A 13,277-nucleotide genomic window follows, 5' to 3' on the forward strand; every position below is an offset into this window, starting at 1 on the left:
ATAAGCCAAGGCCGTTAAACCTTGCTCTTATATTTGTTTGAAATTTTGGTTTTTAATTATTTATCAAACGTTACTTTCGTGTTCCTGTTATCTTTGGCGACGGCCGTTATTTTGTAAGAGGTTTTTTTGTCTTTTGAAACGCCTATTCTAAAACCCCTTCTGCGAAGGTTACGCTGCATATCGCGCCTGAATTGCACTGGATCGCCGCTTATAAGACCGAGGCGCACAATATCATCCGTATATCTGCCGTACTCTCTAAAGTGAACTTCCTGAAGGTACGCCACCTTTGCTATTTGGGTTTGGGCGTTTAACACAAGCTCTTTTTGCCCCGCGGGAGTGGCTTTAAAAACATAAAAATATGTGCCGGCTGACAGCGCGCCTATTAAAATGGCCGATATAAAGGATATTACAAATGTTTCCGCGTCGCTCTTTTCTCTTGTGCTTACTACTATGCTTCCGCCGATAAAATCATGTAAGGCTCTTTTCCTTTTTGTTATAAACGCCATGGCAAAGCCTAAAAAGAAAGTAAAAAAACTTAAAAAATAACCTAAAGAGCGTAAGAAAGATTTAACTATATTTAAGTTGTTTTCTTCATCCGAGCTTATTACTTTTAAACCAAGCAGCCATTTACCCAATGTGGCTCTTCCGCCAGAATTAAAAATTGTGGTATATAAAACAAAAGCTCCGTAAAAAGCAAGTCCGATATATACATAAAAACTTATGTTAATGTTATACCATGATGTAAAATTAAGCAAATACCAAAATAAAAACTGCGGGGCGATGTAAAACGGTAAAAAATCAACTAAAAAAGCAAGCAAACGGTCCGAAACGGGAGCAATTGTATAAACAGTATCTTTATTGGAATTACCAGCAACAGGGTTAAAGTCTTGCATAACCACTCCTTGTTATATATATATTTGTTTAAATATTAAAACTGCCGGGAGCAAACAACCCTCTCTTAATATAATATAATACAATAAATGACACAATTTTGTTTTTATATTATTGATGCCTCCCGCGGGGGGTATTATTGTGTAAAAGGACGGTTAAGGCAGTATGTCGGTTGACACCATATCAAGCGCTACAGAGATTGTAAAAGAAAAAAATCCATTCAAAGGTAAAACTCTCCAAGGCATTTTGTTTAAATTTTCAGCCCCGGCGGTAGTAGGCATTATAGTAAACGCTTTATATAATGTGGCCGACAGGGCTTTTATAGGGCACGCCATGGGGCCCGACGGCATTGCCGCTATTACAATAAGTTTTCCTTTAATTTTGTTTATTATGGCCTGCTCAATTATGATCGGCGTTGGCGGCAGCGTTTTGTTTTCGATAAGCCTGGGTAAAAAGGGATATAAATTGGCCGAGCGGGTGCTTGGCAATACTTTTGTTTTGTTGTTTATTGTAGTTAGCTTGGTCGTGGGTATTTGGGAACTTTCCATGGACCATATGCTTAAGCTTTTAGGCGCCAGCAAAGCCGTGGCCCCGCTTGCTAAGGCCTACATGCGTATTATCTTAATAGGCGCGCCTATACAGGCCGTCGGCATGGGTATGAACAACTTTTTACGCGCGCAGGGCAGACCTTTACTTGCTATGTTTACCATGCTTATAGGTGCTGTTATAAACTGTATTTTAGGGCCTTTATTTATTTTTTATTACCAATGGGGTATGGAAGGCGCGGCTTGGGGGGTTGTTTTATCCCAGCTTGTTTCTGCCGTTTGGGTATGCTGGCATTTTGTAGGCAAAAAAGCGCGGTTTAAATTAAAATTTAAAAATTTTGTTTTAAAAGCAAAAATAGTTTCCAAAACGCTTACTATAGGCTCCTCCCAATTTGTGCTTAATACTGCGGTTTCCGTGCTTAATGTTATTTTAAACCTTACGCTGGTTGGTTTCGGCGGGGATTTGGCGGTTTCCGCCATGGGCATAGTTTCAAGCGTTAACACTTTAATTATTATGCCCGTTATAGGAATAGGGCAGGGGTTACAGTCTATAATAGGATATTACTACGGCGCTAAATACTATAAAAGAATGCTTCAATTTTTAAAAATGGGTATAAACTGGGCAAGCGGCATAACATTAACCGGTTTTATTATTGTAATGCTTTTTGCTCCTTATATAGTGGCGCTTTTTCACAGAGGTACCCCCGAACTTACGCATTTGGCGTCATACGCTTTAAGGGTTTTTAATATTTGCATTCCCTTAGTAGGGTTCCAAATTGTGGCGAGCACGTTTTTTCAGGCTACGGAGCGCGCGGGCAAAGCTATTATTCTTACCCTTTCAAGGCAGATTTTGCTGCTTATTCCTTTAATATTAATACTTCCAAGAATATTCGGACTTAACGGTATTTTTATATCTGGCCCCGTTTCGGACTTTGCCACTGCGGTTCTTTCTTTTGTCTTCCTAAGACGTGAAATAAAACGATATTTATAATTATAGGCCTTTTTTTTAGCCACAGAAAGAAGATAATTTACTATTATATTTAAGTAAATTAGAGAAACTAACTCGGGGCTTGCGTGCGCGCCGTAACCAAGGTGCGCCACGGTTCCTTAAAGAGAGGGCAGTCATGTCAGATAAACTTATCTATATAGTAGACGTTACCAACCGGGACGGGGTGCAAACTTCAAGGCTCGGTCTTGCTAAGCTGCAAAAAACGCTTGTAAATATTTACTTAGACGAAATGGGGATTACCCAGTCTGAATTTGGTTTTCCTACCACTCAGCATGAAATTAATTACCTTAACGCTAATTTAGACTTGGCTGAACGAGGCGGCATAAAAAAAACCGTTTTAAGCGGCTGGATGCGCGCGCTTGAGAGCGATGTTGTTTTGGCTTTTAAAAACGTTCCTAAATTAAAAACGGTGAACTTATCTATTTCCACTTCAGACCAAATGATACAAGGAAAATTCGGCGGGCGCAAAACAAGAAAGGATATTATAAACCAAATGACCGCCGCCGTAAAAAAAGCTTATGAATGCGGCGCGGAGCTTGTGGGGGTAAACTCGGAAGATGCTTCCAGAACGGACCAGGAATACTTGGTTGAGTTTGCTTTAGCCGCTAAAGCCGCTGGCGCAAAGAGATTAAGATACTGCGACACTTTGGGCTATGATTCGCCAGATGTGGCATATTCCAGATTAAATGATTTGGCGAAAAGAACGTGTTTGGACCTGGAAATGCATTTTCATAATGACCTGGGCATGGCTGTAGCCAACTCCGTACGCGGGGCGCAGGGCGCTATTGATGGCGGCGTTAACGCTTATATAAACACGGCGGTTAACGGCATGGGCGAAAGGTCCGGCAACGCCGATTTGGCATGTTGCGTTTTGGCTGTTTTAAAATCAAGCGGGTTTTCCGGTAAATATAAAATTGACCCTGATATCGATATGTCAAAAATATGGCCGCTTGCCAAATACACATCTTACTCATTTGGCGTACCTATACCTATTAACTACCCCGCGGTGGGTGGCAACGCTTTCGCGCATGAGTCTGGTATTCACGCGGACGGCGCTTTAAAAGACCGGCGTAATTATGAACTTTATGATTATGAGGAGTTAGGCCGCGGCGAACCTGAAGTTATTGAAACAGGCCGCATGATTACCACGGGGGAATACGGCGGTATTAAAGGTTTTAGGGACGTGTATGAAAAACTGTCCATAGAATTTAAAGACGAAAAAGAAGCCAGAAATATTTTGGAACTTGTGCGCTACGCCAACGTTCACACGCAGCTTCCTTTAATGGACAGCGAACTTAGGTTTATTTACAATTACCCGGACTTGGCGGCGCTTATTATGACAACTACGCCGCAGTATGAAAAATAAGGAGTTACCATGCCTCAGACAATTGCAGAAAAAATTATTTCAAACCATTCCGGACGTCGCGTAAAAGCGGGGGAATTTGTTATAGCAGACGTTGATTTAACGGCCGTGCAGGACGGTACCGGCCCTTTAACGGTTGAAGAGCTTAAAAAAGCCGGTTTTACCAAACTGGCAAATCCCGCAAGAACAATATTATTTATTGACCATGCGGCCCCAAGCCCCAGAAAAGAGCTTTCAAACTCACAAGTTGTTTTAAGAAATTTCGCTAAAGAAACGGGCGCGATACTTTCCGAAATTGGCGAAGGAGTTTGCCATCAGCTTTTGGCGGAAAAATACGTAAACCCCGGCGAAATTCTAATCGGCGCTGATTCCCACACCTGTACTGGCGGGGCGCTTGGCGCGTTTGCCACGGGTATGGGTTCAACGGACGTGGCCGTCGGCATGGCTTTAGGTAAAACATGGCTTAAAGCGCCGCAGACTTTTAAAATAGAGGTTGAAGGCGCGTTTAAAAAAGGTGTAGGCGCTAAGGACCTTATTTTGCATTTAATAGGCGTTATCGGCGCGGACGGCGCTACATATAAAGCGCTTGAGTTTCACGGTTCAACAATCAGAAATATGGAAATGGCAGACCGCTTTACCTTAGCCAATATGGCTGTGGAAGCGGGCGCGAAAGCGGGCCTTTTCTTTACTGATGAAAAAACAAGGGCTTACCTTGCCGAACGCGGCAGGGGGGATAATTTTAAACTTATTTCCGCCGATGAAGGCGCTGATTACGAAAAGGTTATTAAAATAGACGCTTCCTCTTTAGAACCTACCGTTTCCTGCCCGCACACGGTTGACAATACAAAAACAGTAGGCGAACTTAAAGACATTAAAGTTAACCAGGTTTTTATAGGCACCTGCACAAACGGACGTATAGAGGATTTAAGAATAGCAGCCGAGATTTTGAAAGATAAAAAAGTTAACCCCGGTACAAGAACTTTTATAACGCCCGCCTCGCGCGACGTTATGTTAGCCGCCTTAAAAGAAGGGCTTATAGAAATTTTTGTTAAGGCGGGCGCCAGCGTGCAAACGCCTGGCTGCGGGCCTTGCGTTGGCGTGCACGGCGGCATTTTGGGCGATGGGGAAGTTTGTTTAGCCACCCAAAACCGCAATTTCCAGGGTCGCATGGGCAATACAAAAGGTTTTATTTATCTTTCCTCGCCCGCAGTAGCCGCTTACAGCGCTTTAAAAGGTTATATTTCCGACCCCAGGGAAATATTAAAATAAAATTTTAAGAGGTTATATATTATGAAAGGAAAAGCTTGGAAATTTGGAGATGATATCAGCACCGACCATATTGCGCCGGGACGTCTGTTTCACCTGCGAAGTAATTTGCCCGAAATGGCAAAACATGTTTTAGAAGATGCGGATTCCGCTTTCGCTTCCTCCATGTCAAAAGGGGATTTTGTTGTGGCGGGCAAAAACTTTGGTTTAGGCTCTTCACGTGAGCACGCGCCTACAATTATTAAACTTTCCGGTGTGAGCGCCGTACTTGCCAAAAGTTTTGCCAGAATATTTTTTAGAAATGCTATTAATATCGGTCTTTTGTTAGTTGAATGTGATACTGACCAAATTAAAGCGGGCGACGAAATTGAACTTGACGTTAAACAAGGAGTAGTAAAAAATTTAACTTCAGGCAAGGACATAAAAATAACTCCTATGCCTGACGTTATGATAAAAATTTTACAAGACGGCGGCCTTATGGCGCACATCCAAAAACACGGCAAATTTGACTTGGTGTAAATTATGAAAAAACAAATTGTACTTTTACCGGGCGACGGCATCGGCCCTGAGATAACAGAATCCGCCTTGCAAATTATAAAATCGGCGGGCATTGATTTAGATTATGTTGTTATGCAGGCTGGAGCGGAAAGCGCAGCCAAAACTGGCGAAACGCTGCCCTCGGAAGTTGTTGAAAATATAAAAAAATATAAAGTGGCTTTAAAAGGCCCGATAACGACTCCTATAGGCACCGGGTTTAGAAGCGTAAACGTAGCTTTAAGAAAGGAACTTAATTTATACGGCGCGGTCAGGCCTTCAAAAAATCTTGAAGGCATAAGGACAAAGTTTGATAATGTTGATTTAGTTATAGTGCGTGAAAATACGGAAGACCTTTACGCCGGAATTGAGCGTATGGTTGATGATGACACGGCCGAATCTATTAAACGTATTACAAGAAGCGCCAGCATGAGAATAGCGGAATTCGCTTTTGATTATGCCGTAAAAAATAACAGAAAAAAAGTTACAGTTGTCACAAAAGCTAATATTTGCAAATTTTCGGACGGGCTTTTTTTAGAATGCGCCAGGCAGACAGCGCAAAAATACCCGCAGATAGAATTTAAAGAAATATTAATTGACAACCTTTGCATGCAGCTTGTTGTGCGCCCGCATGAGTTTGACGTGCTTTTATGCCCCAATCTATACGGCGACATAGTTTCTGATTTAGCCGCCGGTTTAACGGGGGGGCTTGGCATAGCGCCGGGCGCTAATTACGGGGAGGACGGCGCCGCTTTGTTTGAGCCTGTGCACGGCAGTTCACCCGATATCGCGGGTAAAGGAATAGCCAACCCGACAGCCTTAATAAGAAGCGCTGTTTTAATGCTTAACCATTTAGATTACGCAAAAGAGGCGGCAAAAATAGACTCTGCCGTTAACACCGTTATTAAAGAGGGTAAATTTACAACGCCCGATATCGGCGGCAACGCGACAACAAAGGAGTTTACTTCGGCCGTTATTAATAAATTAAAATAAGTTTAAATAAAACGCGCCCCCGCCTTAAGGCTGGGGCGTATTTTTTACTTTAAAATTGCCTTATAATCCTAAAAAAAGTTACCGCAGCGGTAAAAAATATATGCGGGTCCGCCTGTATTACGTGGAAATTTTTTAGTAATCTTATAAAAAAGAGCTGGTTTTTTAACCCGCTCTTTTTTTGTTTGTTAAAGTTTTGCTTATTACTTAGTTTCTTCAGACGCTTGTTTTTCCTTAGCTGTTTTTGCCGCTTTTTTAAGAGCCGCGTTAAAAGATCGCAAAACATTTTCCTTGCCTATCTCAAACACAAAGTTGTATTTTCTGAGCGTTTTGTAAGGCTGGTTAGGCACTTCGGAAAGAATAAGCGTTATATTATCTTTTTTACATCTTAAATATATTTTATTTAAAGCGTGGAAAGCCGTTGCATCCATAGCGGGCACGCTTCGCATACGCAAAATTAAAACTTTGCAGTCCGCGATGTTTTCAAGCGTTTCTAAAAACATATTTGCCGCACCGAAAAAGAAAGGCCCGTTAATTTCATAAACACGCACGTGCTGGGCAATTGTTTTTTTGTCCAAATCGTCGTCTTCCTCAAACTCGTTAACAAGGTCGTCATCGGTTAAGCGCGCGATGTTATATACGTTAACCATACGTTTTATAAAGAGTATCGCGGCAAGAATCATACCTACTTCAATGGCGATAACAAGGTCTTTCATAACTGTAAGCAGGAATGTTGTGAGTAACACCAAAATATCGCTTAAAGGCGCTTTAAATAAAAATACAAAGCTGCGCCATTCGCTCATTCGGTAAGCCACAGTAAAAAGTATAGCCGCTAACGTAGCCATAGGCACAAGGCTTATATAAGGCATAAAAAGAAGCATCATTATAAGAATGCAGACAGCGTGCATTATGCCCGCTATGGGCGTTCTGCCGCCGTTTTCAATATTTGCCGTTGTTCTGGCTATGGCGCCCGTGGCTGGCAACCCGCCGAACGCGGCGGAGACCGTGTTCGCTATACCTTGGGCTATAAGCTCGGTGTTGGATCGGTGGCGTTTGCCTATCATACCGTCCGCAACTACGGCTGAAAGTAAACTTTCAATACCGGCCAAAACGGCTATTACAAAAGCGGGCCTTAAAAGTTTTTGAATCATATCCCAGGTAAGATTGGGCAAATGCGGTTTTGGGAAAGAGTGTCCTATTTCGCCAAAGCGTGAATAAATTGTTTCAATATCTAAATGGAAAAATTTTACAACTAAAGTAGTTATAATAATTGCTGCTAAAGTGCCGGGAATTGCCTTTAGTTTTTTAGGCCAAAACATTATTATCGCTAAAGCGAGCATGCCTATAAATACCGTAGGTAAATCAATATGATTTAAATTTTGGAAATAAACAAGCCATTTATCAAAAAATTCCGAAGGCATGTTTGTTAAATTAAGGCCTAAAAAGTCATTAACCTGCGTGGAAAATAAAACTACGGCTATGCCGCTTGTAAAACCTGTGGTAACGGGATATGGAATATATTGGATTACGCTTCCCAGTTTTAAAAACCCCATTATAATAAGTATTATGCCCGCCATTGCCGTTGCGGCTATAAGCCCGTCGTGCCCGTACTCGGCTGTTATACCTAAAATTATTATTACGAAAGCGGCCGTAGGCCCGCCTATCTGTACTCTGCTGCCTCCAAAAAATGAAATAAGAAAGCCCGCTATCACCGCGGTGGCTAAGCCTATTTCAGGAGTGACGCCGCTTGCTATCGCTAAAGCTATTGAAAGAGGCATCGCTATGAAAGCCACAACCGCGCCCGCGCCGATATCTTTTAATACGCGCCGAGGTGTAAATTCTTCCGGTCTATTTTTGATTAGTGTGAAAAGTTTGGGTCTGAACATATAAATATATTATAGTACTTTTGTTTTGAATGAAAAAAGCCTCCGTCTTAACGGAGGCTTTAAATAAGTTAATTATTATTTAGCTATATTTTTCCAGGCTTCTTTTTCAGCTTTTAAAGAGGCTTTCGCATCTTTAGCCGTTGTTTTAGCTTCGGCTTTTGCATCTTTAGCCGTTGTTTTAGCTTCAGTTTTTGCTGTTTTTGCTGTTGTTTTAGCTTCAGATTTAGCTGTTTTTACAGTTGATTTAGCTTCATCTTTTTTTGCTTTTAAAGCGGCTTTTTGTTCTTCGCTGGCTTTGGCGTTTTCGGCTTTTTTAGCTTCCGCAGCTGCTTTCTGGTCTTCAGAAGCTTTTTTTGCGGAGACTTTAGCATCCGAAGCTGATTTTTTTGCTGAATCGGAGGAAACTTTAACTGATTTTTTAAAGTTGCTTACAGTTTCAGCGCCTGTTGTCTGCGCTTTTGCGAAAGTTACAAGCGCGAATACTGATACTACTGATATTAATATTTTTTTCATACTGTGTTTTACCTCTCTTTAAATCGGGCTGCGCCCGTGTCTAATATATATTACAATTTATTAACACAAAATATTACTTTTTTATTGCACCCTTATGTTTGGAAGATGCCGTAAAAAGCAAAATTTAATAGTAGAATTTACAGAAGTTGAAAGAGGAATCTTATGGATACTTTAAAAAAGAAAAAGAGCATAAGAAAGGGGTTGGTGTTTTTTTTATTCTTGGCGGCGGGATTTTTGGCTTATGACAGGCTGCTTGTCCCATGCCGAAACGCCCAGGACTGTAATTACAGGTGTTATGAAGCTTTAAAACAGGGGCAAAATATAAAAGCTAAAAATCTGTGCTCGTTAGCGATAAAGAAAGATCCTGATTTTACATGGCCTTATAACAACAGAGCTACGGCAAAAAATAATCTTCATGAACATATATCCGCTATAGAGGATGCTGATAAAGCCGTTTCTTTAGATTTTGCTTACGCAAACGCATATAATACCAAGGGTATAGCTAAATATACAATGGGTGATAATGATGGCGCTTTGGCTGATTACGAACAGGCTGTTAAATATAATCCCGGCCATGAAGCCTTGCTCAATATAGGAGTTGTAAAAAACGAGATAAAAGATTTTGACGGCGCTATAGCCGCATATGAAAAAGCCGCTGAAAAGCATATCGCCGCCGCATATGAAGGTATAGGCGCGTCTAAAAGAAATAAAGGCGATTATTTGGGGGCTTTACTCGCTTTTACAAACGGGCTTGAGAAAAACCCCAATTCCAGATTTGCTTTAACAAACCGGGCTAGGATATATATGATTTTTGGCGATTTTGACGCGGCGTGTGAAGATTATAAAAAAACGTCAAACGGATGGTGCGGTTATATAAAAAACATTGAATCTTACATAAAATCCAAACAAAAAGAGATAGCTGAAAACGAAAAAAAGGGCCTTCCTTTAGCTACGCCTTATTTTGAGCTTGGTTTGGTTTATTTTAATAATTTAAACGACTATAAAGGCGCTGTCGGGTTGTATGACAAAGCTATATCCATAACCCCTTCTTATAAATTTTATAATGAGCGCGGCTGGACCAAAACCTTGATTGGAGATTATAAAGGCGCGCTTGAAGACGCTGACGCCGCCATTTCACTTGCTCCTGAAGATGTAAATATAGGTTATATTTATGATACTAAAGCTGTAGCGTTGCGCGGCCTTGGCTTATATGCCGAAGCTCTTAACGCACACGATAAAGCGCTGTCGCTTGATGTTAAGCATTCCGAACTGTTTTTAAACAGAGCGCAAACAAAAGGCGCCGCAGGAGATTATGAAGGCGCGGAAGAAGATTTAAAAATTTCAAAAGGTTATATAGGTATTACAAAGAACGAAAATATTTTTGATTACTTTAAAAACTTTTTTGACGACGGTAAAAAATTTAGGGACAGATGATTTTATTAACCCAAAAAACAGTTTTTAATTTTTTTGCTATAATATATCTAGTCAGCTGGTTTTAAGTTTAATCGCCTGATTAATTGTTTAAGGGCCTGTAGCTCAGCTGGGAGAGCGCTTCGCTGGCAGCGAAGAGGTCGTCGGTTCGATCCCGATCAGGTCCACTTTTTTATAAAAAGCTAAGGGGATTTCCCTTTGAAAAACATTAAATTAAATTTAAAAAAGCATTTAAAACCGCACCACAAAACGGGTGCGGTTTTTGTATAAAATATGCACATATCCCCTTATATTTACGCTTTGCTTTCAAACCTTACATTCGGTATAGGCGCGCAGATTTTTACAAAATTTTCACGCAAAATATCGCCCGTTTGGATGACTGTTTTTAAAGGCTCCTTAGCTTGCCTTTTTTTCTTTTTGTCCGTTATGCTCATGGGCGGGTTTCACCCCATACCTCTTAAATATATGGCGACGTTTATTCTTTCGGGGTTTATAGCGTTGGGACTGGGGGATATCCTTCTTTTAAAAGCTTTCGCGGACATGGGGCCGGGTAGAACTATGATGTTGTTTGCTTTTCAGCCTTTGATAGTGGGCGTTTTTAGTTATTTTTTATTCGGACAGGCGGTAAACGCCGCAAAGTTTTTTAGCATAATATTTTTTATTATTTGTATTTTTATATTCGCTTTTGAAAATTTTAAAAAAAGCGGAAAGTGGAGTTTTACCTCAATGCTTATCGCTTTTTGCGGTATGACTGTGGATGCGGTGGGCATTTTAATAACAAGATATTCTTTTAACGGCAGCAACGCTGCCGCTCTGGAAGGAAATTTTTACCGCGCTTTAGGGGCGGTGTTAAGTTTTATTCTTGTTTGCGGCGTTTTTAAAATAAATTTTTTCGCTAAATTTAAAATCCTTACGAAAAAAGAGATTGCGCTTTCCTCCCTTGGCGTTTTTATGGGCTGCTATTTATGTTTGCTGTTTTATTTGGCGGCTATAAAAACGGGGCATTTAGCCACGCTTTCAAGCATAGCTATAACGGGGGTAATTTTCGCGGGACTTTTTGAGTGTCTATTTGAAAGGAAGCTTCCGTCTAAATATCTCATGACGGCGTTCTTTTTCTTTTGCGCCGGAATGTATATTTTATTAAGATATTAATATGAAAGAAAAAGATTACGGCGTTACTATAGCCAAATCGGCGGGGTTTTGCCCCGGCGTAAAAAAAGCAATTGATAAAGTGCTTGAGTTAGAAAGCTCCGGCAAAAAACCCATTTTTACTTTAGGCCCTTTAATTCATAATAACCAGGTTATAGCCACATTGGAAGAAAAGGGGATAACTTCCATTGGGCATCCTTCCGAAGTGGAAGGCAAAGAAGGTGTGCTTGTTATACGCGCACATGGTATTACGCCCGAATTTCAGCGTGAAGTTGAATCCTGCGGTAAAGAAGTTATTGACGCTACCTGCCCGCTTGTGAAACATGTGCATAATAATATTTCCAAATACGCGGGCGAAGGCTATACAACCGTTATTGTGGGGGACGCCGGACACGCCGAAGTTATAGGCCTTTTAGGCTATACTCAAGGGCGTGGATATGTTGTTGCCGATGAAAGCGAAGTGCTTGCGCTGCCTGATTTTGACAAAGTAAATATAGTAGCGCAGACAACGCAAAAAGAAGCCGCTTTTTATAAACTCGCGGAACTTATTAAACAAAAAGCTAAAGAAGCGGTTGTTTCAAATACTATATGTGAGCCTACCAAGCAGCGCCAATCCGAAACAATTGAATACGCCAAAAACGCTGATTTTGTTATTGTCGTAGGCGGCAAAAACAGCGCTAATACGGCAAGGCTTGCCAAATTATGCGGTGAGCTTGCCCCCAAAGTTTTACATGTTGAAACCGAGGCTGATTTAGAAGGGCATGACCTTAAAACTCCTAAAAAGATTTTTATTACTGCGGGAGCCAGCACTCCCAATTGGCTTATTGACCGTATAAGCGGCGCGGTTAAAAACGCCCGCATGGGCGCTATGGGCCATTTGGCTAACTTCCTTTATAAAATGTGGGCGTTTATTATTAACAGCTCTTTATACACCGCGTTTGCCGCTTTGGGTCTTACATATGTTTGTATGAAGCTGCAGGGCGTTTTGTTCCATGTTCCGCTTTTGGTTCTATCATGGCTTTTTGTTTTCAGTTTAACTGTTATAAACAGAGGGGTTTCCAAAACAGGCCAAACCGAAAAACGCCTTCCTATAACTATTGGAGTTATAGCGGGGGCCGCGGCTTTGGTAATAGCTTTTACTTTAGGCTTTGAAATCTTTATAGCTACGGCTGTGTTTTTGGGCGCGGGCGTTTTATATCCTTTCAGATATATGTTTAAAATTAAAAAGTTTACTTCACTGCCGGCTACTAAAGATTTGTTTACCGCGCTGGGTTGGAGTTTTGTTTGCGCTTATTTGCCCGCCCAAAGTTTAGATATGCCTTTTACCAACGCAAATTACCTTGTTATCTTTTACGCTGTTTTGCTTGTTTTTGTACGTTCGGTAATTTTAGGTATAGGCGCCGCGCATAAAGATATTATGATAGGCAAGGAAAGTTTTTATAAAGCTTTCGGCCTTAAAGTAACGCGCGTGGCTATAATAGCTATAATAGCCGCTGTAGTCGGAGTACTTATCACTTTGCTTATTATGGGGTGGAAAGTAAAATTGGTAACAATGCTTCTTTTAGGTAATATTTATATAATATTCATAGCGGCGTATTACTATCTGCAAAGAAAGCCGAGAAATATAATGGAGGAAACTCTGGTTGACGGGCAGTTTTTGGTGCTTGCCGCGCTATGTTTTTTAGCCAGGTTTATTTAAA

Annotated in this window: 11 protein-coding genes and 1 tRNA gene; 9 read left to right on the forward strand and 3 right to left on the reverse strand. The window is 41.1% G+C overall.

Annotated features, from left to right (window positions below):
* Positions 1-56 precede the first annotated feature (56 nt).
* Positions 57-893 (reverse strand): RDD family protein, encoded by an 837-nt coding sequence (locus EMIN_RS08070; RefSeq protein WP_012414571.1) that lies wholly within the window; start codon positions 891-893, stop codon positions 57-59.
* A 163-nt stretch (positions 894-1,056) separates the two neighbouring features.
* Here EMIN_RS08070 and EMIN_RS02055 point away from each other — a divergent pair, with 163 nt between their 5' ends.
* The 5 genes from EMIN_RS02055 (at position 1,057) to EMIN_RS02075 (ending at position 6,601) form a co-directional block, all read left to right on the forward strand.
* Positions 1,057-2,427: an MATE family efflux transporter gene (locus EMIN_RS02055; RefSeq protein ID WP_012414572.1), complete on the forward strand. Its 1,371-nt coding sequence runs from the start codon at positions 1,057-1,059 to the stop codon at positions 2,425-2,427.
* 133 nt (positions 2,428-2,560) lie between these two features.
* Complete coding sequence (locus tag EMIN_RS02060; RefSeq protein ID WP_012414573.1) at positions 2,561-3,811, forward strand: homocitrate synthase/isopropylmalate synthase family protein; 1,251 nt, start codon at positions 2,561-2,563, stop codon at positions 3,809-3,811.
* A 9-nt stretch (positions 3,812-3,820) separates the two neighbouring features.
* Positions 3,821-5,077, forward strand: coding sequence for a 3-isopropylmalate dehydratase large subunit (locus EMIN_RS02065; RefSeq protein WP_012414574.1), 1,257 nt, complete (start codon positions 3,821-3,823; stop codon positions 5,075-5,077).
* A 21-nt stretch (positions 5,078-5,098) separates the two neighbouring features.
* Positions 5,099-5,593, forward strand: a complete 495-nt coding sequence (locus EMIN_RS02070) for a 3-isopropylmalate dehydratase small subunit (protein WP_012414575.1) — start codon at positions 5,099-5,101, stop codon at positions 5,591-5,593.
* Positions 5,594-5,596: 3 nt separating this feature from the next.
* Positions 5,597-6,601, forward strand: coding sequence for an isocitrate/isopropylmalate dehydrogenase family protein (locus EMIN_RS02075; RefSeq protein WP_012414576.1), 1,005 nt, complete (start codon positions 5,597-5,599; stop codon positions 6,599-6,601).
* 200 nt (positions 6,602-6,801) lie between these two features.
* Here EMIN_RS02075 and EMIN_RS02080 read toward each other — a convergent pair whose 3' ends face one another.
* Together EMIN_RS02080 and EMIN_RS02085 are read right to left on the reverse strand one after the other, a co-directional pair.
* Positions 6,802-8,484 (reverse strand): SulP family inorganic anion transporter, encoded by a 1,683-nt coding sequence (locus EMIN_RS02080; protein ID WP_012414577.1) that lies wholly within the window; start codon positions 8,482-8,484, stop codon positions 6,802-6,804.
* 75 nt (positions 8,485-8,559) lie between these two features.
* Positions 8,560-8,997 (reverse strand): hypothetical protein, encoded by a 438-nt coding sequence (locus EMIN_RS02085; RefSeq protein ID WP_012414578.1) that lies wholly within the window; start codon positions 8,995-8,997, stop codon positions 8,560-8,562.
* A gap of 162 nt (positions 8,998-9,159) precedes the next feature.
* Between EMIN_RS02085 and EMIN_RS02090 the strand changes: the two genes are divergently transcribed.
* The 4 genes from EMIN_RS02090 to ispH all read left to right on the forward strand — a co-directional run bounded on the left by EMIN_RS02090 (position 9,160) and on the right by ispH (position 13,276).
* A complete protein-coding gene (locus tag EMIN_RS02090; protein ID WP_012414579.1) occupies positions 9,160-10,431 on the forward strand; it encodes a tetratricopeptide repeat protein in 1,272 nt (423 codons plus the stop codon).
* Between the two features lie 91 nt (positions 10,432-10,522).
* Positions 10,523-10,595, forward strand: a tRNA-Ala gene (locus tag EMIN_RS02095).
* A gap of 106 nt (positions 10,596-10,701) precedes the next feature.
* Positions 10,702-11,580, forward strand: a complete 879-nt coding sequence (locus EMIN_RS02100) for a DMT family transporter (protein WP_012414580.1) — start codon at positions 10,702-10,704, stop codon at positions 11,578-11,580.
* 1 nt (position 11,581) lies between these two features.
* Positions 11,582-13,276 carry a 4-hydroxy-3-methylbut-2-enyl diphosphate reductase gene (gene ispH / locus EMIN_RS08075; RefSeq protein ID WP_012414581.1) on the forward strand — a complete coding sequence of 565 codons (1,695 nt, stop codon included), beginning with the start codon at positions 11,582-11,584 and terminating at the stop codon, positions 13,274-13,276.
* The last annotated feature ends 1 nt before the right edge of the window (position 13,277 follow it).

The sequence above is a fragment of the Elusimicrobium minutum Pei191 genome (genome assembly GCF_000020145.1).
Taxonomy (GTDB): Bacteria; Elusimicrobiota; Elusimicrobia; order Elusimicrobiales; family Elusimicrobiaceae; genus Elusimicrobium; species Elusimicrobium minutum.